At 64.0% G+C, this 23,755-nt stretch carries 16 protein-coding genes; 9 read left to right on the top strand and 7 right to left on the bottom strand.

Features of this window, described 5'->3' with window-relative positions:
- Window positions 1-45 precede the first annotated feature (45 nt).
- Together C515_RS0103965 and coq7 are read right to left on the bottom strand one after the other, a co-directional pair.
- The gene (locus C515_RS0103965; protein ID WP_028454473.1) at window positions 46-1,344 is read right to left on the bottom strand and encodes an L-lactate MFS transporter; all 1,299 of its coding nucleotides are present in this window, start codon (window positions 1,342-1,344) and stop codon (window positions 46-48) included.
- Between the two features lie 1,057 nt (window positions 1,345-2,401).
- Complete coding sequence (coq7, locus tag C515_RS0103975; protein ID WP_028454474.1) at window positions 2,402-3,046, bottom strand: 2-polyprenyl-3-methyl-6-methoxy-1,4-benzoquinone monooxygenase; 645 nt, start codon at window positions 3,044-3,046, stop codon at window positions 2,402-2,404.
- Window positions 3,047-3,158: 112 nt separating this feature from the next.
- Between coq7 and C515_RS0103980 the strand changes: the two genes are divergently transcribed.
- From C515_RS0103980 to C515_RS19425, 5 genes are all read left to right on the top strand, one after another.
- A complete protein-coding gene (locus tag C515_RS0103980; RefSeq protein WP_028454475.1) occupies window positions 3,159-3,767 on the top strand; it encodes a peptidylprolyl isomerase in 609 nt (202 codons plus the stop codon).
- A gap of 40 nt (window positions 3,768-3,807) precedes the next feature.
- Window positions 3,808-4,308 carry a peptidylprolyl isomerase gene (locus C515_RS0103985; RefSeq protein ID WP_028454476.1) on the top strand — a complete coding sequence of 167 codons (501 nt, stop codon included), beginning with the start codon at window positions 3,808-3,810 and terminating at the stop codon, window positions 4,306-4,308.
- A gap of 61 nt (window positions 4,309-4,369) precedes the next feature.
- Entirely contained in the window at window positions 4,370-5,119 is a 750-nt protein-coding gene (locus tag C515_RS19420; protein ID WP_043648018.1) for a UDP-2,3-diacylglucosamine diphosphatase, read from the top strand.
- Window positions 5,120-5,316: 197 nt separating this feature from the next.
- A complete protein-coding gene (recG, locus tag C515_RS0103995) occupies window positions 5,317-7,347 on the top strand; it encodes an ATP-dependent DNA helicase RecG (protein ID WP_028454477.1) in 2,031 nt (676 codons plus the stop codon).
- Window positions 7,348-7,537: 190 nt separating this feature from the next.
- Window positions 7,538-7,996, top strand: coding sequence for an acyl-CoA thioesterase (locus C515_RS19425; protein WP_043648021.1), 459 nt, complete (start codon window positions 7,538-7,540; stop codon window positions 7,994-7,996).
- A gap of 29 nt (window positions 7,997-8,025) precedes the next feature.
- Here C515_RS19425 and C515_RS0104005 read toward each other — a convergent pair whose 3' ends face one another.
- The 3 genes from C515_RS0104005 to C515_RS0104015 all read right to left on the bottom strand — a co-directional run bounded on the left by C515_RS0104005 (window position 8,026) and on the right by C515_RS0104015 (window position 12,081).
- Window positions 8,026-9,360: a sensor histidine kinase gene (locus tag C515_RS0104005; RefSeq protein WP_028454478.1), complete on the bottom strand. Its 1,335-nt coding sequence runs from the start codon at window positions 9,358-9,360 to the stop codon at window positions 8,026-8,028.
- Window positions 9,361-9,538: 178 nt separating this feature from the next.
- Complete coding sequence (corA, locus tag C515_RS0104010) at window positions 9,539-10,648, bottom strand: magnesium/cobalt transporter CorA (protein WP_081686735.1); 1,110 nt, start codon at window positions 10,646-10,648, stop codon at window positions 9,539-9,541.
- The gene (locus tag C515_RS0104015) at window positions 10,600-12,081 is read right to left on the bottom strand and encodes a Ppx/GppA phosphatase family protein (RefSeq protein WP_144290332.1); all 1,482 of its coding nucleotides are present in this window, start codon (window positions 12,079-12,081) and stop codon (window positions 10,600-10,602) included. The genes corA and C515_RS0104015 overlap by 49 nt, the downstream gene beginning before the upstream one ends.
- Before the next feature lie 346 nt (window positions 12,082-12,427).
- On the opposite strand from C515_RS0104015, the gene C515_RS0104020 reads away from it, so the two are divergent.
- A complete protein-coding gene (locus tag C515_RS0104020; RefSeq protein WP_028454481.1) occupies window positions 12,428-17,068 on the top strand; it encodes a glutamate synthase-related protein in 4,641 nt (1,546 codons plus the stop codon).
- Window positions 17,069-18,532, top strand: coding sequence for a glutamate synthase subunit beta (locus tag C515_RS0104025; protein ID WP_028454482.1), 1,464 nt, complete (start codon window positions 17,069-17,071; stop codon window positions 18,530-18,532).
- A gap of 279 nt (window positions 18,533-18,811) precedes the next feature.
- On the opposite strand, the gene C515_RS19430 is transcribed toward C515_RS0104025, so the two are convergent.
- Window positions 18,812-19,579, bottom strand: a complete 768-nt coding sequence (locus C515_RS19430; RefSeq protein ID WP_051304610.1) for a formate/nitrite transporter family protein — start codon at window positions 19,577-19,579, stop codon at window positions 18,812-18,814.
- Between the two features lie 208 nt (window positions 19,580-19,787).
- Between C515_RS19430 and C515_RS0104035 the strand changes: the two genes are divergently transcribed.
- Window positions 19,788-20,837 carry a metal-dependent hydrolase gene (locus tag C515_RS0104035; protein WP_028454483.1) on the top strand — a complete coding sequence of 350 codons (1,050 nt, stop codon included), beginning with the start codon at window positions 19,788-19,790 and terminating at the stop codon, window positions 20,835-20,837.
- A 290-nt stretch (window positions 20,838-21,127) separates the two neighbouring features.
- Here the strand turns inward: C515_RS0104035 and C515_RS0104040 are convergent, their stop codons facing one another.
- On the bottom strand, window positions 21,128-22,039 hold the full coding sequence (locus tag C515_RS0104040; protein ID WP_028454484.1) for a LysR family transcriptional regulator: 912 nt from the start codon (window positions 22,037-22,039) through the stop codon (window positions 21,128-21,130).
- Window positions 22,040-22,371: 332 nt separating this feature from the next.
- Here C515_RS0104040 and gdhA point away from each other — a divergent pair, with 332 nt between their 5' ends.
- Window positions 22,372-23,715 carry an NADP-specific glutamate dehydrogenase gene (gdhA, locus tag C515_RS0104045; protein WP_028454485.1) on the top strand — a complete coding sequence of 448 codons (1,344 nt, stop codon included), beginning with the start codon at window positions 22,372-22,374 and terminating at the stop codon, window positions 23,713-23,715.
- Window positions 23,716-23,755: the final 40 nt, after the last annotated feature.

Genomic DNA, 23,755 nt, shown 5'->3' on the forward strand with positions numbered 1-23,755 from the left:
GGAGCCTGTTTGCCCCCTTTTGCGCCTTTGTTTGCGACAGGTCAATCAGCGGCTTTCTTCATCCGCCGCCGCCAGTGCCAGGCCATCGGCCTCCACCTGGGCATAGGCCAGATGACGACGGGCCAGTTCGCGGTTGACGAAGAGCTTCATGGCAATCGACACGCCCAGGGCGACCACGAAGATCGCGGCAAACACGGTGGTCATCGCGGCATAGCTGCCGGTCGCCTCGCGCAGGAAGGACGCGAACGAGGAGCCGACCAGACCGGCCATTGCCCAGGCGGTGAGCACATAGCCGTGGATCGCCGACACCTGCTTGGTACCGAACAGATCGCCAATATAGGCCGGCAGGGTCGAGAAGCCGCCACCGTAGCAGGTCATGATCAGGTAGAGCACCACCTGGAAGAGCAGCACATCCTTCAGCGTCGGCAGCAGGAAGAAGGCAAACACCTGGATCAGGAAGAAGGCGATATAGGTATTCGGACGCCCCAGCGTATCGGAGAACGAGGCCCAGGCCAGCCGCCCGCCACCGTTGAAGAGCCCGATCATGCCGACCACGGCGCCCGCCGCCAGTGCGCTCATGCCGGTCACTTCCTGCGCCATCGGCGAAGCCACCGAGATCACCGCGATGCCACAGCTGATGTTGATGAACATCATGATCCACAGGCCATAGAAGGGCTTGGTTTTCACCGCTTCGTTGGCAGTCATCGGCATCAGGTCCATGGCCGGCTTCTTCTTGCCCGAGGCCAGCGCCTCTTCAAAACCGGCCGGCTTCCAGCCCGCCGGCGGCGGCTCCAGATAGCGCGCGGACGCCAGCATCACCACCGCATAGATGCAGCCCAGCGTGTAGAAGGTATTGGCGATGCCGAAAGACTGGATCAGCTTGGCCATCAGTGGCGCGCCCAGGAAGGACGCAAAACCGAAGCCCATGATCGCCAGCCCGGTCGCCAGACCGCGCCGGTCGGGGAACCACTTCATCAGCGTGGACACCGGAGTCACATAACCGGTCCCCAGGCCAATGCCGCCGATCACGCCATAGCACAGATACAGCAGCCAGAGATTGCCCAGATCCACCGCCAGACCGGCGCCCAGCAGGCCCACCGCCCAGAAGATGGCGGACAGCGTACCCGAGAAGCGCGGCCCGCGCTTTTCAACCACATGGCCCATCACGGCGGCCGAGGTGCCCAAGAGGAAAATCGCCAGGCCAAAGGTGAACCCGACTTCCTTCAGCGACCAGCCAAACTGGGCCATCAGGGGTTTCGAAAAAACACTCCACGCGTACACCGAGCCGATCGATATATGGATACCGACCCCCGCCGCCGCGATCAGCCAACGATTCTTAGCCATCTCACCACTCCTCCAGAATGCCTGGTCCATGTCGTTAATTTTTACGAGGCCAGCTTCGCAGGAATACGGATTGCGCATCTTGACAGGCGTCAAGTTGAGCCAGTGCGCCGGGGCGCAAACGGATACGGGCCGAGCAACGGCGGACAAGGGGCGCTTGATGGTTTTCAGCGCCTGCGGCGCGGTGTTTTGATGCCGGTTCCGCCCGGCTGACGGGATACTTTCTTTGCTTCGCCAAAGAAAGTATCCAAAGAAAGGCGAGCCCAATCCGCCGCCCTTCGGGTGCCCTGCGATGCTCGCAGGCCACAGCGCGGGTTCGAAACTCGCCCTACGGGCTCAAACATCTCACCCGCGAAACCCTGTGGCCTGCTGCGCTTCTCGGCGGCTTCAGGGCGGGGCGTGCTAACTGGCAGCTGTGGTAATTCGTAGGGCGGGTTAGCCGATGGCGTAACCCGCCATGCAATAGTAGGTATACAGCTACAGCCCTTTGGATTATTAGGCTGCGGGCTTATCACTGCATGGGTATACTGTGTCGCTGCTTAGCACACGATGCCCTCGCAGTCGCCGAGAAGCGCAGTCTGCGGCAGGATTTCGACGGGGGGAGTGTCTGAGGGCGAAGCCCGAGTTGCCCCCCGTCGCTGCCGCAGACGAGCATCGCAGGGCACCCCGCGCAGCGGGGCGACGGTCACCGCAGAGCTTGGCGGCTTTGCCGCCTAGCGTCGCGCGATGCCGGCTTGCTGGCACCGGGCGCGCCTTGGGGGTGTCGGGGGGTTTGGCAAGACAAGCCCCCTGACGTGCCGCCGGGCACACCCGGCATCAAATACTCGCGCCGCAGGCGCTGAAAACAACAACCGCATCAGCAAAAAACAGCCTGATCAGATAGCCAGCTCAGCAACTCGTCATGCCGGCGAAGGCCGGCATCCAGAGCGACGCTCGAACAGGCATTGCAGCTGGATTCCCGCCTTCGCGGGAGTGACGAATGTTGTTTGCTGAGGTAGCCAACTGATCAGGAAAAACAAAGCCCGCAGCAGCGGGCTCTGTTCCTGAAACGCCGTCCGGGTCAGAAGCGGTAGCTCAGCGTCGTCATCACCTTCGAACTGGCCTGCATCAGCGCCTTCACCGGCGCCGGCAGCTCGGCCGCGCCCAGCTCGACGGCCTTGTCGGCGTGGCTCATCTCGTCCTCGTACATCTGCGCGACGATGGCGCGGCTTTTGGCGTCCTGCGCGGGCAGCTCGTCCAGGTGCGACTGCAGGTGCGCGCCGACCTGGCGCTCGGTTTCGGCGAGAAACCCGAGGTTCCAGCGGTCGCCGATCAGGCCGGCGGAAACGCCGATGGCCAGGCTGCCGAAATACCACAGCGGGTTGAGCAGCGACTTGTGGCTGCCCAGCTCATGCAGCCGCTGCTCGGTCCACGCCAGGTGCTCGACCTCTTCGTGCGCGGCTTCGCGCAAGGCCTCGCGTGCCGCCGGGTCGCGCGCGGTGAGCGCCTGGCCCTGGTAGAGCGCCTGCGCGCACACCTCGCCGCAATGGTTCACGCGCATCAGCCCGGCGGCGTGCGCCTTTTCGGCGGCGCTCAGCTCGGCGCCATCCACCCGGGTATCCGGATGCGGGCGAACGCTGTGGGCGCTTGCGGCCAGGGTACGCAGCATGGTATCGAATTCAACAATCAGGGCATCGAGCGCAGGCGGGGGCGGCAGCTTGAACATGGCGGGCGGTTCCGTTTACAGGCAGGACGGGGCAATTCTATCACCGCGCTGCGGGCGCGGCAGAGCATGCTATATTCGCGACTTTGTCACACCAATCACGAGCGTGTTCACCATGAAACGTCTGTTTGCCTCCCTCGCGCTGGCCTCGCTCAGCGCCGCCGCACTGGCCGCCAACCCGCAGGTCGAGCTGACCACCAACCAGGGCAAGATCGTGCTGGAGCTGTACCCGGAAAAGGCGCCGAAAACGGTGGCCAACTTCCTGCAGTACGTGAAGGAAAAACAGTACGACGGCGTGATCTTTCACCGTGTCATCGACGGCTTCATGATCCAGGGCGGCGGTTTCACGCCGGACATGAAGGAAAAGCCCACGCGCGCGCCGATCAAGAACGAAGCGAACAACGGCCTGAAGAACGAGGCCTACACGATCGCCATGGCGCGCACGCAGGACCCGCACTCGGCCTCCGCGCAGTTTTTCATCAACGTGAAGAACAACGATTTCCTGGACTTCAGCGGGGAAAACGTGCGCGGCTGGGGCTATGCCGTCTTTGGCAAGGTGATCGACGGCAAGCAGGTTGTCGACAAGATCAAGGGTGTGCCTACGGCTACCGTCGGCTATTACGAGAACGTGCCGACCACGCCGGTCATCATCCAGTCGGCGCGCGAACTGCCCGCGGCTGGCGCCAAGAAGGCCGACAAGAAAGACGCTTCGAAAGCCAAGTAATCGTCGCGGCCACGCCGCGCCCATCGCAAAAGGAAACAGCATGACCAAGGTAAAACTGACCACCTCCCTGGGTGAACTCGTTCTGGAACTCGACGAAGTGAAGGCGCCGATCACCGTGAGCAACTTCGTCCAGTACGTGCAGGACGGCCACTATGACGGCACCATCTTCCACCGCGTCATCGACGGCTTCATGATCCAGGGCGGCGGCTTCGAGCCGGGCCTGAAGCAGAAGAAGACCCGCGACAACATCAAGAACGAAGCGCAGAACGGCCTGAAGAACGTCGCCTACAGCGTGGCAATGGCGCGCACCCCCGATCCGCATTCGGCTTCCGCGCAATTCTTCATCAATGTCGGCGACAACGATTTCCTCGACTTCCGCAGCGAAACCCCGCAGGGCTGGGGCTATGCGGTGTTCGGCAAGGTCGTCGAAGGCAAGGATGTCGTTGACCAGATCAAGGGCGTGAAGACCGGCAGCAGCGGCTTCCACCAGGATGTACCGAAGGAAGACGTGCTGATCATCAAGGCCGAAGTGCTGGCCTGATCCGCCCCAACAGCGCGGCCTGTCGAAGATGGGCCGCGCTTTTTCTTTGCCCCGGCCCGCCATGACCGCAGCCCTCTTTATCGCCGACCTGCACCTCAATCCCGCCGACCCGGCCACGGCCGAGGCCTTCGCAGGCTTTCTGGCCGGCCCGGCGCGCGCGGCCGGCACGCTCTACATTCTGGGCGACCTGTTCGACTATTGGCTGGGCGACGATCAGCTCGATGACCCGTTCTACGCCGCGCAGGCCGCAGCGCTGCAGGCGCTGGCCGCTGAGGGCGTCGCGCTGCATTTCATGCCGGGCAACCGCGATTTCCTGTGCGCGCGCCGTTTCGCCCGCGCGGCCGGGCTGACCATCCTGCCCGACCCGAGCGTCATCACCCGCGATGGCCAGCGCCTGCTGCTGGCGCATGGCGATGCCTACTGCACCGATGACATCGCCTACCAGCGTTTCCGGCGCTTCGTGCGCAACCGCTTCCTGCAGGCGATCCTGTGGCTGGCGCTCCCCCGGCGCTGGCGCCAGCAGAAGGCGCGCCAGTTGCGCGAGCGCTCGCAGCAGCACAACCGGCGCAAGGATTACCGCATCATGGACGTCAACGCCGACGCCATCGACGCCGCGCTGGCCGGGCACGACTGCCGCATCCTGATCCACGGCCACACGCACCGCCCCGCCACCCACGCGCACCGGCATGGCGTGCGCCATGTGCTGCCGGACTGGCACGCCGGTCAGGGCGGCTATCTGCAACTGCAGGATGGCCAGCTCAGCCGGCACGACTGGCCGGCGACCCAGCCAGAAAACCCCACCGGTATATAGCCAGAAGCCAACGTGACATTGAGCCCAAAGCATATACACCGCAATGTATGCAATGCTTTCGCTTCCCCTTCGCGACGGCCGGCCCTGCGGGTTCACGGCTCTGCCACGAATGCCAGGGGCCAGATCATGCACGGCGTCCAAGCGGCCCTGGGCACAAGCTGCTAAAGTAGGCGAACGTTCGTACGCTTTCGCTATTCATGGATTTCCAGGCCCTTTCCCCTGCGACGCAGGCCCGGCTCGGCAAGCTGGGCATTTCCCGCGCCTTTGACCTGGTGCTGCACCTGCCGCTGCGCTACGAGGACGAAACGCATCTGTACCCGATTGCCGATGCGCCGCTTGGCGAACCGGTACTGGTCGAGGCCACCGTCACCAGCGTCGAGAAACAATTCAAGCCACGCAAGCAGCTGATCGCGCGGGTGAAGGATGCGTCAGGCACGCTGAATGTACGACTGATCCACTTCTATCCCAGCCAGGCGCAGCAGCTCACACCGGGCAATACCGTGCGCCTGTATGGCGAGATCAGAAGGGGCTATTTCGGCGACGAAATGGTGCACCCGAAAATCCGCGTCGGCGGCGAAGAAAAATCGCTGAACGACGCGCTGACCCCGGTCTACCCGACCACCAGCGGGCTCAACCAGAACACGCTGACCAAGCTGATCCACATGGCGCTGCGCCACACGCCACAGCCGGAAACCCTGCCGCCGGCGCTGCTCGACGAACTGGGTCTGCCGGGCTTCGCGCAAAGTGTCGCGCTGCTGCACGCGCCGCCGCCCGACATTGCCCGCGTGCTGCTCACCGAGCGCATCCACCCGGCCTGGCGACGCATCAAGTTCGACGAACTGCTCGCCCAGCAACTCAGCCTCAGAATGGCGCACGCGGTGCGCCGCGAGCGCAATGCGCCGGTACTGGCGCCAGCCGGCACCCTGGCGGCGCAACTGCTTGCCGCCCTGCCCTTTCCACTGACTGGCGCGCAAACACGTGTGGTTGCAGAGATCAACGCCGATCTGGCGCAGGCACACCCGATGCAGCGGCTGCTGCAGGGCGATGTCGGCGCGGGCAAGACCATTGTCGCCGCGCTGGCCGCCTGCCAGGCCATCGAGGCGGGCTATCAGGTGGCGCTGCTGGCGCCCACCGAAATCCTCGCCGAACAGCACTTCCGCAAGCTGGAACACTGGCTGACGCCGCTCGGCGTCAAGGTGGTGTGGCTGGCAGGCTCGCTGAAAGCCAAGGCCAAACGCGAGGCGCTGGCAGCCGCAGCGGACGGCTCGGCGCAACTGGTGTGTGGCACGCACGCGATTTTCCAGAGCAAGGTCGAATTTGCCAAATTGGGGCTGGCTCTGGTGGACGAGCAGCACCGCTTCGGCGTCGCCCAGCGCCTCGCGCTGCGTGACAAGGCCGGCGACATGAGCCCGCACCAGCTGATGATGAGCGCGACGCCGATTCCGCGCACGCTGGCGATGAGCTATTACGCCGATCTGGACGTGAGCATCATCAACGAGCTGCCGCCGGGGCGCACGCCGATTGTCACCAAACTCATCAGCGACGCCCGCCGCGACGAGGTCATCGAACGCATCGCCGCCAAGGTGGCGGAAGGCCGGCAAGTCTACTGGGTGTGCCCGCTGATCGAGGAATCCGAAGCGCTGCAATTGCAAACCGCGGTAGACACGCACGAACAGCTCGCGGAAGAGCTGGAAGGCATCGCGGTGGGCCTCTTGCACGGGCGCATGAAGCCCGACGAAAAGGCCGCGATCATGGCCGAATTCATCGCCAACCGCATCCAGGTGCTGGTGGCCACCACCGTCATCGAAGTCGGTGTCGATGTGCCGAACGCCAGCCTGATGGTCATCGAGCACGCCGAGCGCATGGGGCTGTCGCAGCTGCACCAGCTGCGCGGTCGCGTCGGCCGTGGCGCGCACGCCAGCCTGTGCGTGCTGCTCTACACCGGGCCGCTGGGCGACACGGCCAAGGCGCGACTCAAGGTGATTTATGAGAATACCGACGGCTTCGAGATTGCCCGCCAGGATCTGCAGATCCGCGGGCCGGGCGAGCTGGCCGGAGTAAAGCAGTCGGGCGTACCGATGCTGCGTTTTGCCGATCTGGAAGCCGATGCCGATCTATTGGATGCCGCGCGCGAGGTCGCCGAAACCCTGCTCGCCACGCGGCCGGACATCGTGCAGGCACACCTCGACCGCTGGCTGCCGGGACGCGAAGCATTGCTACGGGTTTAGCCACTATCAACAGGTATATCCATGCAAGCAATGCGCATAAAAGGCCCCAGCGTCATACACGCCACTGTATAAATTCAAAACCCAACGCAGAGGCGCAAAGGCGCAGAGAAAACCGATGTGCCTGTGCCTTTTCTCTGCGTCTTTGCGCCTCTGCGTTGATAGCTTTTAACTTGTGCCACTGGAGAATGCGATGTCCGACCTCCCCCGCCATGAACTGACCATGACCGTGCTGATGACGCCGGATCTCGCCAATTTCTCCGGCAATGTGCACGGCGGCCAGCTGCTCAAGCTGCTCGACGAAGTGGCCTACGCCTGCGCCAGCCGCTACGCCGGCACCTATGTCGTGACGCTGTCGGTCGATCAGGTGATGTTCAGGCAGCCCATTCATGTCGGCGAGCTGGTGACCTTTCTCGCCAGCGTCAACCACACCGGGCGCACCTCGATGGAAATCGGCATCAAGGTGATCGCAGAGAACATCCGCGCGCGTTCGGTGCGCGATACCAACAGCTGCTATTTCACCATGGTGGCCATGGGCGAGGACGGCAAGCCGGTGCAGGTGCCGCCGCTCGTCCCGCAAAGCGCAGTCGAACAGGCCCGCTGGCAGGCCGCCGAACGCCGCCGCAAACTGCGCCTGGAAGCCGGCGACTGAATGCCTGCCACAGCGCGCACTGCCGCGCATCAGGCCTCGGGCTGGTCGGGCAGGAAGATCTCGTAGCGCAGACCCGCCCCCGGCGCGCTGATGACCTCGATATCGCCCTGCAGCTTCTGCACCAGGTTGAACACCAGGTTCAGACCGAGGCCGGTGCTGCCCTGGGCGCGGCGGGTGGTGAAGAAAGGCTCGAAGAGCTGCTCGCGCACCGTGGCATCGATGCCGCAGCCATTGTCGGCAAACACCAGCAGCACGCCCCCGGCCTGGCGACTGGCCGTGATGCTGACCCGCTTGTCGTCCTGCGCGGCAAAGGCATGCAGCTGGGCATTGGCCAGCAGATTGGCAAGAATCTGCGTCAGGTGCCCCGGTGGCAGGCGCACACGCAGCTCGGGGTCAATCGTCACCTCAACCCGGATATTGTCCGCATCCAGCAGGGAACAGTAAGCCTGCGTCACCACCGCGACCTGTGCCGCCAGCGGAAACTCGCGCACTTCTTCCTGTTCCTGTGCGACGGCCAGATTGCGGAAGTGGTTGATCACTTCGCCCGCGCGCAGCAGATTGGCCACCGTCATCTCGGCGGCTTCGCTCAGCGTGGCGGCAATCTGCCTGAGCTCGCTGCGCGACACCCTGTCGCCGGCCAAGCACTCGCCCAGATGGCGCGCCTCGTGCTGCAGGCTGCTGACTGCGGTAAGCGCCACGCCCAGCGGCGTGTTCACCGCATGCGCCACACCGGCCACGAGCCCACCCAGCGCCACCAGCTTTTCCCGCTCCAGCAAGCGCCGGTGCGCGGCCTTCAGGCTGGCGGTACGCTCGGCGATGATGGACTCCAGCTCGGCCTCGCGCCGCTGATGCTCCAGCTCGGCAGCGGCACGCGCCGAAAAGATCGACAGCAGCGACAGGGCAAAGACACGCTTGCCTTCATCCATCGGCCGGGTATCCAGCGCCACCAGCACGCCCAGCGTGCGCCCCTCGGTGCCGATCATCGGCATGCCGATGTAGCTCTCGGCCTGCATGGCCACCAGCAGGGTATCGAGCGGATAGTCCTGCTGGATGCGGCAGGAGTGAAAGCACATGCTCTGGTCAGCCACATTGCGGCAGGGCGTGTGCGCCAGCGGGTAGCGGATATTGGGCGCATAGTCGTCGCCGGCCCAGACGGCCAGCGTCTGGATGGCTTCTTCGCCGTTCTCGTCACGCACCAGCGCGCCGGCAATCACATAAGCCACCTCCATCGCCTGCGCCAGCTCGCGCACCAGCACGCGGTAAAAGGCATCGCCGCTGCTGCGCGAGGTGGCCAGCGTAATGGTGCGCAAGGAGGCTTCGGCCAGGATTTGCTGTTCGGCCAGCGAAAAGGTCGGTGCGGTCATGGGGGCATCCCGGAGCGGATTGGCTCTTACTATAGCCAACGCCTTCGCGGTCTTGCCCCGGCGCGGCAGCTGATGGCACCGACGCGCGGCCGGTGCGCCAGATGATCAACACCATATACCCATCACCCGGTATCGCCGTAGCCCATACCGTTAAATGGCTACAGACACATACCCACCATCACACCCAGCGGCGCGAGCGAAACAGCAAGGTCAGCAAGCCGGCAATCAGCGCCATCGCCAGCAGCGTGGCCCAGAAGCCGAAATGCCATTTCAGTCCCGGCATGCGCTCGAAATTCATGCCGTACACGCCGGTGATCAGCGTCAGCGGCATGAAGACAATGGTGATGACGGTCAGCCGGCGCATCTGCAGGTTGAGCCGGTGGCCCTGCAGCGAATGATAGGTATCCTGCTGGCCCAGCAGCGCTTCGCGCAGCGCCTCCACCGTTTCGATCAGCTGGATCGAATGGTCGTAGACATCACGCAGGTAAAGCTGGGTTTCGTCGTGGAAATAATCCTGCTCGTCGCGCTGCAGCGTGTTGAGCAGCTCGCGCAGCGGCCACAGACCACGGCGCATGCCCTGCAGGCTGCGGCGCATTTGCTGCAGCTGCAGCAACTGCTCGGGCTGCGGGCCGTGTTCCAGCATCGCGTCTTCCAGCTCGTCGGAACGGTCGCCCAGCTGTTCAAGCACGGTAAAGTCACGATCAACCAGCTTGTCGAGAATCGAATACACCAGATAGTCGGCGCCAAAACGGCGGATGTTCGGCTCCCCCTGGCGCAGGCCCTCGCGCAGCGCGGCAAAGGTGCCGGTGGGCTTTTCCTGGAAGGTCAGCACGAAACCACGACCGAGCACGATGCTGACCTGCTCGCCCTCCAGCCCGCCCTCGGCATCCAGCCCGTGCAGGCGCACGGTGATGAACAGGTATTTGCCATAGGCTTCGACCTTGGGGCGCTGCTGCGTGTTGAGGATGTCTTCCAGCGTCAGCGGGTGCAGACCGAAACGCTCGCCGACCAGCTGCAGCAGTGTCTGGTCCTGCAGCCCATGCAGATTGAGCCAGAGCACCGGATAGGTCGGCCGGTAGTCGCGCCCCTGCTGCAGGTCGGTAAAGCGGGTTTCCAGAAAATCGCCGGGGTCCGGGCCGTATTCGATCAGCGTCGCCAGCGTCGGCAGCGGCTCCTGCGCGCCGACATAGCGCAAGGTGCCCGGCGCACTGCCGGCCTTGTCGGCGCGCAGGTGTTTCTTTACCGGCTTAGCGCCGGAACCCTTAGGGTGATGCCGGTGGCTTGCCATGCCGCGATTTCCTCCTGCAGCGCCTGCTCGATCAGCGGCGCATTGGCCAGCCAGCTGGCCGGCAGATCGAATTCATAACACTGCCCGGCCGTGACGGCGCCACCCTGCCAGCCCTCGGGCCAGACACAGTCGGAACGCGCGCGCGTCAACAGCACGGCCAGGCGCAGCGCCAGCAGCGCGGCGATGTCGGCAGGGCTGCTCGCGGCAAGCGCGGGCAAGGGGCCGCATTGCGCACCGGTCATCCACGACAGCCAGGCCTGCTCGCGCTCGGCAAAGCCCAGCATGTCCGACCAGGCGAGGATGTAGGCCGTGTGCCGGGCATAATCCTGATGCGCGATCGTGCGGCCGATTTCATGCAGGGCGCCAGCCATGCCAAGCCGGTGCTGCAGCTCGGCCTCCCCGGGGCAGAAGTGCGCAAACAGCTCCTGCGCCAGCATGCGCACCCGCTCGGACTGGCCGACATCGGCGTGATAGCGCCGCACAAAGGCCGCCACCGTGCGGTCGCGCACGTCCTGGCTGGCCGAGCGCGCCATCAGGTCATACAAAATGCCATCGCGCAGCGCACCATAGGTCACGCTCATGCGCTGGATGCCGAACATTTCAAAAGCGGCATTCAGAATGGCGAAGCCGCCCGGCAGCACGGGGCGGCGGTCGGCGCGCAGGCCGTTGAGTTCAACGCGGTCGATGTGCCCGGCCGTCAGCAGCTCGGCGCGCAGCCGGGCCAGCCCGTCACGCGTGATGCCGAAGGACGAGAATTCGTTCAGTTCGAGGATGTCGGCCAGCGAACGCGCGGTGCCGGACGTGCCGATGGCGCGGTGCCACTGGCCGGCACGAAACTCCGGCACCAGCGGCAGCAGGGTGCCGCGCGCCGCCAGCTCGGCAGCGGCCATGCGCTCGGCATTGATGAGGCCGTCGGGAAAATAGCGCAGGCTCCACGCCACGCAGCCCAGCTGCACGCTTTCGGTCACATGCGCGCGAAAGCCGCTGCCGATGATGAGCTCGGTGGAGCCGCCGCCGATGTCGAGCACCATGCGCCGCTCGCGCGTGGCCGGCAGGCTGTGCGCCGCGCCAAGATAAATCAGCCGCGCTTCTTCGCGGCCGCTGATGATGTCGATGGGATAACCGAGGGCGGCTTCCGCCGCCGGCAGAAAGGCCTGGCGGTTGCCGGCCACGCGAAAGGTGTTGGTGGCAACGGCGCGCACGCAATCGGGCTGATAGCGCGCCAGAATGGCGCCAAAGCGGGCCATGGCGGCATTGAGCTCGGCCTGTGACTCCGGATTCAGATGGCCGGAACGGTCGATGCCGGCAGCCAGGCGGACGGTTTCCTTGCTGGACTCCAGCGGAAAAACCTCGCCATCGACAACGCGGGCGACTTGCAGGCGAAAGCTGTTGGAGCCCAGATCGACGGCGGCAATCACAGGACAATCAGGCATGAGCAAGTTCCGGGGCTGGGCAGCAGCGCTGCCGATCAAGGCGGCATGATAGCGGCTTGGCTGCGGCGGCGGCAATGTGGCGCAGTGCAACACATGGCCGTAAGTAAAATGATCTTGGTTAAAAAAAAGCCGAATTTCCACTGACAGCCCGGCCGATTCTGGCAAAATCATCAGGGAATTCCCGCATGGCGGCAAAGAAGCCCGCCGGCCCTGCAGGAAACGGGACAACCCCAGCTGGCGCACGCCGGCTTTTTTTGACTGCAGCGGCCCGGCATTAGCGGCTGGACGGCTTGCGGATTATGCCTGCACTGCGGTGCGTGAACGACTTGAGCGAAAGGTAGAGGATATGGAAGCAATGCCTCCCGAGCAGCAGGGTTTGTATGACCCGGCAAATGAACGCGATGCCTGTGGCGTCGGCTTTGTGGCCCATCTGAAGGGCCAGAAAAGCCACTCGATCATTGAACAGGGTCTGCTGATTCTGAAGAACATCGACCATCGCGGCGCGGTCGGCGCCGACCCCTTGATGGGCGATGGCGCGGGCATCCTGCTGCAGATCCCGGATGCGTTGTATCGTGAAGACATGGCCAGCCGGGGCATCGCCCTGCCGCCGGTCGGCGAATACGGCGTGGGCATGATCTTCCTGCCCAGGGAAGCTGCCGCGCGTGCCGCCGCCGAAGAAGAAATCGAGCGCGCCGTGCGCGCCGAGGGCCAGATTGTACTGGGCTGGCGCGATGTGCCGGTGAATGCCGACATGCCGATGTCGCCGGTGGTGAAAGCCAAGGAACCGGTGATCCGCCAGATTTTCGTCGCCCGCGGCTCCAACGTGCTGGTCACCGATGCCTTCGAGCGCAAGCTGTACATCATCCGCAAGCGCGCCAGCCACGCCATCCGGGCGCTCAAGCTCACGCACGGCCGCGAATTCTACGTGCCGTCGTTCTCGGCGCGCACCGTCAACTACAAGGGCATGCTGCTGGCAACGCAGGTCGGCGAATACTACTGCGATCTGCTGGACAGCCGCTGCGTGTCGGCGCTGGCGCTGGTGCACCAGCGTTTCTCGACCAACACCTTCCCGACCTGGGATCTGGCCCACCCCTTCCGCATGATCGCGCACAACGGCGAAATCAACACGCTGCGCGGCAATGTGAACTGGATTCGTGCCCGTGAGCGCGCGATTTCCTCGCCGGTGCTCGGCCGCGATCTCGACAAGGTCTGGCCGCTGATCTACCCGGGCCAATCCGATTCGGCGTCCTTCGATAACGCACTCGAACTGCTGGTGATGGGCGGCTATTCCCTCGCCCAGGCCGTGATGATGATGATTCCGGAAGCGTGGGAAAAGCACACGCTGATGGACGAAAAGCGCCGCGCCTTCTACGAATACCACGCCGCAATGATGGAACCGTGGGACGGCCCGGCCGCGGTGGCCTTCACCGATGGCCGCCAGATCGGCGCCACGCTCGACCGCAACGGCCTGCGTCCGGCACGCTATCTGGTCACCGACGATGATCTGGTGGTGATGGCTTCCGAATCCGGCGTACTGCCGATTGCCGAAAGCCGCATCGTCAAGAAATGGCGTCTGCAGCCGGGCAAGATGTTCCTGATCGACATGGAAGAAGGTCGCATCATCGACGACAAGGAACTCAAGGACAGCCTCGCCAAGGCCAAGCCCTACCAGGAATGGATCGACAAGATCCGCATCAAGCTCGACGAAGTCGAAGGCGCTGCCGCGCTGACCGGCGAGCCGTCCGACGTATCGCTGCTGGATCGCCAGCAGGCCTTCGGCTTCACGCAGGAAGACATCAAGTTCATCCTCGAACCCATTGCCAAGAATGGCGAAGAGCCGACCGGCTCGATGGGCAACGATGCCGCACTGCCAGTGCTCTCCGCCAAGAACAAGCCGCTGTACAACTACTTCAAGCAGCTCTTCGCGCAGGTGACCAACCCGCCGATCGACCCGATCCGCGAAGAGCTGGTCATGTCACTGGTGTCCTTCATTGGCCCCAAGCCGAACCTGCTGAACACCGCCGACATCAACCCGCCGATCCGCCTCGAAGTCGAACAGCCGGTGCTGGGCTTCAAGGAAATGGAGAAGATCCGCAACATCGGCCGATATACAGAGGGCAAGTTCGACGCGCATGAGCTCGACATCACCTATCCGGCCGAGTGGGGCGCACAGGGCGTCGAGGCACGGCTGGCCTCGCTGGTGGCCGAAGCCGAAGATGCGGTGAAATCGGGCTCCAACATCCTGATCGTGTCCGACCGCAAACTCGATGCCGCGCACGTAGCCATCCCGGCGCTGCTGGCAACCTCGGCCATCCACCTGCACCTGGTGAAGAAGGGCCTGCGTACTTCGACCGGTCTGGTCGTCGAAACCGGCTCGGCGCGTGAAGTCCATCACTTTGCGCTGCTGGGTGGTTACGGCGCCGAAGCGGTTCACCCCTACCTCACGCTGGAAACCCTGGCCGAGATGGCCGGTGACGCGGAAACTGCCAGCAAATACCAGAAGAACTTCATCAAGGCCGTCGGCAAGGGCCTGTGCAAGGTGATGTCCAAGATGGGCATCTCGACTTACATGTCGTACACCGGTGCGCAGATCTTCGAAGCCATCGGTCTTTCCAAGGCCTTCATCAAGAAATACTTCACCGGCACCCCGTCACAAATTGAAGGGATCGGCCTCTTTGAAGTGGCCGAAGAAGCGCTGCGCCTGCACAGCGCCGCCTTCTCGGCGGACCCGGTTCTGGCCGATGCGCTGGACGCCGGCGGCGAATACGCCTTCCGCATCCGCGGTGAAGACCACCTGTGGACACCGGACGCGATTGCCAAGCTGCAGCACTCCACGCGCAGCAACCAGTATTCCACCTACAAGGAATACGCGGCACTGATCAACGACCAGTCCAAGCGTCACCTCACGCTGCGCGGCCTGTTCGAAATCCTGCCGGCCGGCAACGCTGTGCCGCTGGAAGAAGTCGAATCCGCCAAGGAAATCGTCAAGCGCTTCGCCACTGGCGCGATGTCGCTGGGCTCGATTTCGACTGAAGCACACACCACGCTCGCGATTGCGATGAACCGCATCGGCGGCAAGTCCAACACCGGTGAAGGTGGCGAGGATGCGACCCGCTTCAAGCCGCTGGTGGCTGGCCAGACCTTGTCGGAAGTGATCGGGCCGTCGCGCATCGTGCGCGACTACACCTTCAAGGAAGGCGACAGCCTGCGCTCCAGCATCAAGCAGGTGGCGTCCGGCCGCTTTGGCGTGACCACCGAATATCTGGTGAATGCCGACCAGATCCAGATCAAGATGGCGCAGGGCGCCAAGCCGGGCGAAGGCGGCCAGCTGCCGGGCCACAAGGTGTCCGAGTACATCGGCTATCTGCGTCACTCGGTACCTGGCGTGGGACTGATTTCCCCGCCGCCGCACCACGACATCTACTCGATCGAAGATCTGGCCCAGCTGATCCACGACCTGAAGAACGTGAACAGCAAGGCCAGCATCTCGGTGAAGCTGGTTTCCGAGGTCGGTGTCGGCACGGTAGCTGCCGGCGTTTCCAAGGCCAAGGCCGATCACCTGGTGATTGCCGGTCATGACGGCGGTACCGGTGCATCGCCGCAATCGTCGATCAAGCATTGCGGCACACCGTGGGAACTCGGTCTGGCTGAAACCCAGCAGACACTGGTACTGAACCAGCTGCGCGGGCGGATTCGTGTTCAAGTAGACGGTCAGATGAAGACTGGTCGCGACGTGGTGATCGGCGCGCTGCTGGGTGCCGACGAATTCGGCTTCGCGACTGCACCGCTGGTCGTTGAAGGCTGCATCATGATGCGCAAGTGTCATCTGAACACCTGTCCGGTCGGCGTGGCCACCCAGGATCCGGAACTGCGCCGCCGCTTTACCGGCCAGCCGGAGCACGTGGTGAATTACTTCTTCTTCATTGCCGAAGAAGTGCGCGAAATCATGGCGCAGATGGGTATCCGCAAGTTCGACGACCTGATCGGCCGCGCCGATCTGCTGGACAAGCGCGCCGGCATCGAGCACTGGAAGGCCAAGGGTCTGGACTTCAGCAAGATCTTCCACTTGCCGGCCATGCCGGACAGCGTGGCGCGTCTGCACGCCGAAGAACAGGATCACGGCCTTGCCAAGGCACTCGACCAGAAGCTGGTCGAACTGGCCCAGCCGGCGCTGGAATCCGGCAAGAAGGTCGAGATCAGGCTGCCGGTCATCAACGTCAACCGCACCGTCGGCACCATGCTGTCGGGCGAAGTGGCCAAGCGTTACGGTCATGCCGGCCTGCCGGACGACACCATCCACATCCAGCTCACCGGCACGGCCGGCCAGAGCTTTGGCGCCTTCCTCGCCAAGGGGGTGACGCTGGAGCTGATCGGCGAAGGCAACGATTACGTCGGCAAGGGCATTTCCGGTGGCCGCATCATCGTGCGCCCGCATGCGGATTTCCGCGGTGACACCACGCAGAACATCATCGTGGGCAACACCGTGATGTACGGCGCGATTGCCGGTGAAGCCTACCTGGCCGGCGTGGGTGGCGAACGCTTCTGCGTGCGCAACTCCGGTGGCCAGGCCGTCGTCGAAGGCGTGGGCGACCACGGCTGCGAATACATGACCGGCGGCACCGTCGTCGTGCTGGGCCAGACCGGCCGCAACTTCGCGGCAGGCATGTCGGGGGGTATCGCCTACGTGCTGGACGAAGATGACAGCTTTGCCGATCGCTGCAATATGGCGCAGGTGGCCCTGGAGCGGGTATTGCCTGCTGCGGAACAGGCCGGCGAAGAACTGCATCGCAAGCAGAAGGACGAAGATCAGCTCAAGGACATGATCACCAAGCACTATGAGCTCACCGGCAGCGCCCGCGCGCGCGCCATTCTGGCCGACTGGGCCGCTTACCGCGCCAAGTTTGTCAAAGTCTTCCCGAACGAATATCGCCGCGCGCTGAAGGAAATGGCCGCAGCGGCAGCCAACCAGGCCAAGGAGATTGCATAAATGGGCAAGCCTACCGGTTTCATGGAATTTGCTCGCGTCAAGGAAGGGTATGCGCCGGTTGCCGAGCGCATCCAGCACTACCGCGAATTCGTCCCGGCGCTGAGCGCTGACGAAGCGAAAACGCAAGGGGCGCGCTGCATGGATTGCGGCATCCCCTTCTGCAACAACGGCTGCCCGGTGAACAACATCATTCCGGACTGGAATGACCTCGTTTACAAGGGCCGTGCAAAGGAAGCCATTTCGGTGCTGCACAGCACCAACAACTTCCCCGAGTTCACCGGCCGCATCTGCCCGGCACCGTGCGAAGCAGCCTGTACGCTCGGCATCAACAGCGACCCGGTCGGCATCAAGTCGATCGAGCGCTTCATTGCCGACACCGCCTGGGAAAACGGCTGGATTGCCCCGCAACCGGCACAGGTGAAAACCGGCAAGAAGGTGGCGATTGTCGGCTCCGGCCCGGCCGGCCTGGCTGCGGCGCAGCAGCTGGCGCGCGTCGGTCACGACGTGACGGTCTTTGAGAAGAACGACAAGGCCGGCGGCCTGCTGCGCTACGGCATTCCGGACTTCAAGCTCGGCCAGGACGTGATCGACCGCCGGCTGGCGCAACTCACTGCCGAGGGTATCGTCTTCAAGACCAACACCATCGTTGGCTCTGGCGACATACCCAAGGGCATCGTCAATGATGCCAAGACGGTTGTAACGCCGGAACAGCTCAACGCCGAATTCGACGCCGTGATTCTGGCCGGTGGCGCGGAAGTGCCGCGCGACCTGCCGGTACCGGGCCGCGAACTGAAAGGCATCCACTTCGCGCTGGAACTGCTGATCCCGCAGAACAAGCAGGTAGGCGGCGGCCCCGCCAACCCGATCAACGCCGCCGGCAAACATGTGCTGGTGATCGGCGGTGGCGACACCGGTTCCGATTGCGTGGGCACCAGCAACCGCCACGGCGCGGCCAGCGTTACCCAGCTGGAACTGATGCCGATGCCGCCGGAAGAGGAAAACAAGCAGCTGACCTGGCCGTACTGGCCGGTGAAACTGCGCACATCCAGCAGCCACGAAGAAGGCGTGTCGCGCGACTTCGCCATCCAGACCCAGGAATTCGTGGGCGAAAATGGCCAGGTCAAGGCCGCCAAACTGGTGAAACTGGACTGGTCGTCGGGCAAGCCGGTGGTGGTGCCGGGCAGCGAATTCGAGATCCCCTGCGATCTGGTCTTCCTCGCCATGGGCTTCACCAATCCGGTCGCCAGCGTGCTGGACGCCTTCGGCGTGGCAAAGGATGGCCGCGGCAATGCCCGCGCCACCACCGATGGCGAAGGCTGCTACGCCACCAATGTCGCCAAGGTGTTTGCCGCCGGTGACGTGCGCCGTGGCCAGTCGCTCGTCGTGTGGGCGATCCGCGAGGGCCGCCAGGCCGCCCGCGAGGTCGATGCCTTCCTGATGGGCAGCTCCACCCTGCCGCGCTAACAGGTATACGCCCACAGCCATTTACCTAAAAGGGCTGCGCGGCAATACCCAACAAAAAACCAGCCCCGCGGCTGGTTTTTTGTTGTCCGGAAAAAGACCATTCCCCCTGACTGGCAAGACGTCCCAGCAAAACCCAAATGAAGCACAGAGGCACAGCGATCACAGCGCACAGCCGGAGGAAATCTTGTGCATTTCTCGGGCTGATCTTCCTCCGTGGCCTCTGTGTTTCTGTGGTGCAAAAAGCTTGTTGCTGCAAGGCGAGAAGGCTTTGTAATCTGCTTACTCTTTCTCGGTCGGGTTGATGTAGGCAAAGGGCAGGCCCAGAAACAGCGCGCCGCCGACGATATTGCCCAGCGTGCTCCACAGCAGATTGTGGCCGGCCTCGCCGTAAGCAATCGCGCCATTGCCCAGCAGCGAAATCGCGAAGGTGCCCATATTGGCAATCGAGTGCTCGAAGCCCAGATACAGGAAAATGAACACGACCGGGATGATGACCATGATCTTGGCCACGTCCTCCTTGCAGCGCAGCGCCAGACGCACGGCCAGGCAGACCACCCAGTTGGCGAGAATGCCCTTGAAGAAAATCACCTGCGCCGACTGATGCACCTTGTGCGCGGCGCCGGCATGCAGGGCATGCTCGGGCGGCAGCGCGGCAATGGCGCCGGCGCCCAGCAGCAGGCCGGCGACAAGCAGCGCGCCCGCCAGATTGCCGGCATAGCAGACCGCCCAGAGAAACAGTGTCTCCTTCCAGCCGGTCTTGCCCTCGCTGGTGGAGACCGTCATGTACATCGTATTGCTGGTAAACAGCTCGGCATTGGTAAAGACGATGATGGTGAGCCCGACACCGAAAAAGGCCGACGCCAGCACCTTGCCGTACGGCCCGTCGTGCAGGTTGTGCATGAGCGCCCAGTAGGTGAAGACGGTGATGGTCAGATACATGCCGGCCAGCAGCGAGCGCAGCGTGTAGCGCAGCGGGTCGGTTTGCAGCAGCGTGAGCTTGGTCAGCCCGCTGTCGGCGGCTTTTTCTACATAGGATCGGTCGAACATGGCTACTCCCGGGGAATGTACCGATTGTAGCAGCGCCCCCGCCCGGAGCCCTGCGCCACGCTCGGCTCCAGGACAAGCAGCAATACCGCGAAGCAGGCGTCGGGTTGCCGGAGCTGCCGGGCAGGCCTGGGCGCTGCGTCTTGCCGATTGGGCTGAACCTTCGGCACGACACACAGCCAAAGCCTGACTTGCAAGGAGGACAACACGCATGGATTCGCTGACCCAGCTCGTCCTGGGCGCCGGCATCACCGCCGCCCTGGCGCCCGCCAGCCAGCGCCGTCGCGCCCTGCTGCTGGGCGCGGCATTGGGCACCCTGCCCGACCTGGACGTCATCCCGCTGGCCCTGCTGGATGTCGATGCCATCAGCCGCGTCACCCTGCATCGCGGCGCGTCGCATTCGCTCTTCGTTCTGACACTGCTGGCCCCGCTGCTGTGGTGGCTGGCGCGCCAGCGCTGGCCGGACATGGCAAACCGGCGCTGGCTGCTGGCCATCTGGCTGACCCTGATCACGCATCCGCTGCTCGATGCGCTGACGATCTATGGCACGCAGCTGTGGTGGCCCCTGATGCCCGCGCCGGCGATGTGGGGCAGCGTCTTCGTGATCGACCCGCTGTACACCCTGCCGCTGCTGCTGGCCTGCCTGCTTGCCTGGTGGCGGCCGGCGGCGCGGCTGAGCCAGTCGGTGCTGGTCGCGGCACTGGGCCTGAGCAGCGCCTACCTGGGCTGGTCGCTGTACGCCCAGCAGCGGGTCGATGCCGTGGCCGAGCGCGCACTGGCACGGCTGGGGCTCGCCGACGCGCCGCGCTTTGTGACGCCCGCACCACTCAATACCGTGCTGTGGCGCGTGGTGGTGATCGATGGCGACCGCTATCTGCAGGGCCTGTATTCGCTGGCTGCCGATGGCGAGCACATGCAGTTCAGCGCCCATCCGCGCGGTCGCGACTGGCTGGCGATGCTGGCCGAGCATCCCGAGGTGCAGCGCTACCGCTGGTTTGCCAGCGACTTCGTCAGGATCCGGCAGGAAGGCGAGCGACTGATTCTCAGCGACCTGCGCATGGGTCATGAGCCCGATTATGTATTCAGCTATCAGGTTGCCACGCTGGGCGGCCACATGCCGCGTCCGCAGCGCAGCGAACGGGTCGACACCACCCGCGGACCGCGCGTCGTGCCGGGCGAGCTGTGGCGGCGCATGTGGCAGGGCGCCCCCGAGCTGCGCGACATGGAGTCGGCACATACACCCCGCCCCATGAGTCCATAGCCCTTCACCACAATTGGCTTCACGCGGATACCCCAAGACAATCCTTCAATCTGGATCATCCATTGGGACACGGGATGATGGTTAGGCGTTGCGCGAGTGAATGCACGCGCTTGCGCCAAGCCCATAGTGGACGACGGGCGCGAAATAAGTGCGTGAAGGCGCCGCGAAACGGCGATCCGCGCGCAAAACGGAGGCGAATCACGGCATTGCGCAGCGGATCACCAAGCTCCGCCTGGTCGGGCAGGCGCGGCTGAATGCGGCGGGCGGTGGGTGATGAGTGCCGGCCGGCGTCACGCCGCCTCCCGGTCCCAGTAGGGTTCCGCGCCGAAATACTCCTGCAGGTAGGCAATAAAGGCGCGCACCTTCAGCGGCAACTGGCGATTGGGCAGGTGCACCGCGTAAATGAAGAACTCGGTCGGCACAACGCCGGGCAAAACCTCGACCAGCCGGCCGGCCTGCAAATCCCGCCCGACGATGAAGGTCGGCAGCAGCGCCAGCCCCAGTCCGCCCAGTACGGCCTGCGACAGGGCCTCGTCGTCGTTGATGCGCAGACTGCCCGAGACCGGCACGGCCACCTGCCCTTGCGGGCTTTGCAGATGCCACAGCCCCTGCGTGCTCAGAAAGGTGTAATCGAGGCAATTGTGCCGCGCCAGATCGGCCGGCGCCTGCGGCACCCCGGCGCGCGCGAGATAGGCGGGGCTCGCGCAGATTTTGCGGCGGATTGGCGCCAGCCTGCGCGCCACCAGGTTCTGGCCGGGCGCGGCCGTGATGCGCAGGGCGATGTCATAGCCTTCCTCGGCCAGATCGACAAAACGGTCGCTCAGCGTCAGGTCCACCGTCAGATCCGGGTACTGCATCATGAAGCCTGGCAGGGCCGAGGCCACGTGCATGGTGCTGAAAGCCACGGGGGCGCTGATTTTCAGCCTGCCGCGCGGCTCCTGCTGCAGGCGCGAAACGGTCATGTCTGCCAGCGCCACCTCATCGAGTATCCGTTCACAATGCTCGAAATAGGCTTCGCCCACCTCGCTCAGGCTCAGGCTGCGCGTGCTGCGGTGCAGCAGCCGCACCCCCAGCGCGCTTTCCAGCCGCGCAATCGCCTTACTCACGCGCGACTTGGACACATCCAGCCGGCGCGCCGCCCCGGAAAAGCTCTTTTCCTTCACCACCGCGGCAAAGTACAGCATGTCGTTGATATCGTGCATTGGCGTGACCCGGCCTTGTTGTTTCCAAAATGGAAACAGTCTTGTTCATCTGCATCGGCTTATCAAGCCCCGCATCCACCTCTATGATCAGGCCCTGCGGAAATGACTGATTGACAGAAACAGCAAACAGCAAACAGCAAAAGACAACCGGACACCCCCTTTCTCGCGAGCAAGGCAGGAGCGGCTGCACAAGCAGGCTCCGGCCCGCGCCACACCCGTGCTTGCACCCCTCACTGTTTCCCAAAGGAATCAATCGCCGTGACTGGCGAGGGGCTTTTGCGCGCCGGAAAACTGGCCTTGCCCCATCACCCATCCGAAGCCACGGAAGCACCATGCGTTACCAGACATTCGAAGCATTCATCCAGCACGTTGCCCTTCGCAACCCGGGCCAGCCCGAACTGCTGCAGGCCATCACCGAGGTCATCGAAAGCCTATGGCCCTTTATCGGGCAGAACCCGAAATATGCCGCGCACGGCCTGCTGGACCGGCTGGTGGAGCCCGAGCGCGTTCTGATGTTCCGCGTGGCCTGGGTGGACGACCAGGGCGAGGTGCAGGTCAATCGCGGCTATCGCATCCAGCACTCGTCAGCCATCGGCCCCTACAAGGGAGGCATCCGCTTTCACCCCTCGGTGAACCTTTCCATCCTCAAGTTCCTGGCTTTCGAACAGACCTTCAAGAATGCGCTGACCACCCTGCCCATGGGCGGCGGCAAGGGCGGCGCGGACTTCGACCCCAAGGGCCGCAGCCCTGGTGAAGTAATGCGCTTCTGCCAGGCTTTCGTGAGCGAACTTTATCGGCATATCGGCGCCGACACCGATGTGCCCGCCGGCGACATCGGCGTGGGCGCGCGCGAAGTCGGCTTCATGGCCGGCATGATGAAAAAGCTGAGCAACCGCGCCGACTGCGTGTTCACCGGCAAGGGCCTGAGCTTTGGCGGCTCGCTGATCCGCCCGGAAGCTACCGGCTACGGCACCGTGTATTTCGCCGAGGAAATGCTCAAGCAGCAGGGACGTAGCTTCGAAGGCATGCGCGTCAGCGTCTCCGGCGCCGGCAATGTGGCCCAGTACGCCATCGAAAAGGCCCTGGCGCTGGGCGCCCGGGTAGTAACCGTTTCCGACTCGACCGGCACCGTCGTTGACGAGGACGGCTTCACCACGGAAAAGCTCGCGGAACTGATGGATGTGAAGAACCGCCTCTATGGCCGCGTCAGCGACTATGCCGCGCGCATTGGCGCACCATTCCACGCCGGCATGCGCCCCTGGGCCGTCCCGGTCGACATCGCGCTACCCTGCGCCACCCAGAACGAGCTGGAAGAAGCCGATGCCAGGACACTGGTAAAGAATGGTGTACTCTGTGTCGCCGAGGGCGCGAACATGCCGTCCACCGCCGAGGCGGTGAAAGTCTTTGAAGGCAATGGCGTGCTGTACGCACCGGGCAAGGCCAGCAACGCTGGCGGCGTGGCCACTTCGGGCCTGGAAATGAGCCAGAACGCCATGCGCCTGTCCTGGCCGCGCGAGGAAGTTGATGCCCGGCTGCACGAAATCATGCGCAAGATCCATGAGACCTGCCTGCTGCATGGCCGCAAGCCGGACGGCCGGATCAGCTATGTCGACGGCGCCAATATTGCCGGCTTCGTGAAGGTGGCCGACGCCATGCTCGCACAGGGCGTCATCTAAGGGAAAGCACCCACCCCAAGCCGGCGAAAGACCCACATCA

It is taken from the genome of Chitinilyticum litopenaei DSM 21440, assembly GCF_000428145.1.
In the GTDB taxonomy this organism is placed as follows: domain Bacteria; phylum Pseudomonadota; class Gammaproteobacteria; order Burkholderiales; family Chitinibacteraceae; genus Chitinilyticum; species Chitinilyticum litopenaei.

What these genes read in the sequence shown, in the direction of transcription:
- C515_RS0103965 (WP_028454473.1), bottom strand. Translation starts at nt 1,344, where the DNA reads ATGGCTAAGAATCGTTGGCTGATCGCGGCGGCGGGGGTCGGTATCCAT.
- coq7 (WP_028454474.1), bottom strand. Translation starts at nt 3,046, where the DNA reads ATGTTCAAGCTGCCGCCCCCGCCTGCGCTCGATGCCCTGATTGTTGAA.
- C515_RS0103980 (WP_028454475.1), top strand. Translation starts at nt 3,159, where the DNA reads ATGAAACGTCTGTTTGCCTCCCTCGCGCTGGCCTCGCTCAGCGCCGCC.
- C515_RS0103985 (WP_028454476.1), top strand. Translation starts at nt 3,808, where the DNA reads ATGACCAAGGTAAAACTGACCACCTCCCTGGGTGAACTCGTTCTGGAA.
- C515_RS19420 (WP_043648018.1), top strand. Translation starts at nt 4,370, where the DNA reads ATGACCGCAGCCCTCTTTATCGCCGACCTGCACCTCAATCCCGCCGAC.
- recG (WP_028454477.1), top strand. Translation starts at nt 5,317, where the DNA reads ATGGATTTCCAGGCCCTTTCCCCTGCGACGCAGGCCCGGCTCGGCAAG.
- C515_RS19425 (WP_043648021.1), top strand. Translation starts at nt 7,538, where the DNA reads ATGTCCGACCTCCCCCGCCATGAACTGACCATGACCGTGCTGATGACG.
- C515_RS0104005 (WP_028454478.1), bottom strand. Translation starts at nt 9,360, where the DNA reads ATGACCGCACCGACCTTTTCGCTGGCCGAACAGCAAATCCTGGCCGAA.
- corA (WP_081686735.1), bottom strand. Translation starts at nt 10,648, where the DNA reads ATGGCAAGCCACCGGCATCACCCTAAGGGTTCCGGCGCTAAGCCGGTA.
- C515_RS0104015 (WP_144290332.1), bottom strand. Translation starts at nt 12,081, where the DNA reads ATGCCTGATTGTCCTGTGATTGCCGCCGTCGATCTGGGCTCCAACAGC.
- C515_RS0104020 (WP_028454481.1), top strand. Translation starts at nt 12,428, where the DNA reads ATGGAAGCAATGCCTCCCGAGCAGCAGGGTTTGTATGACCCGGCAAAT.
- C515_RS0104025 (WP_028454482.1), top strand. Translation starts at nt 17,069, where the DNA reads ATGGGCAAGCCTACCGGTTTCATGGAATTTGCTCGCGTCAAGGAAGGG.
- C515_RS19430 (WP_051304610.1), bottom strand. Translation starts at nt 19,579, where the DNA reads ATGTTCGACCGATCCTATGTAGAAAAAGCCGCCGACAGCGGGCTGACC.
- C515_RS0104035 (WP_028454483.1), top strand. Translation starts at nt 19,788, where the DNA reads ATGGATTCGCTGACCCAGCTCGTCCTGGGCGCCGGCATCACCGCCGCC.
- C515_RS0104040 (WP_028454484.1), bottom strand. Translation starts at nt 22,039, where the DNA reads ATGCACGATATCAACGACATGCTGTACTTTGCCGCGGTGGTGAAGGAA.
- gdhA (WP_028454485.1), top strand. Translation starts at nt 22,372, where the DNA reads ATGCGTTACCAGACATTCGAAGCATTCATCCAGCACGTTGCCCTTCGC.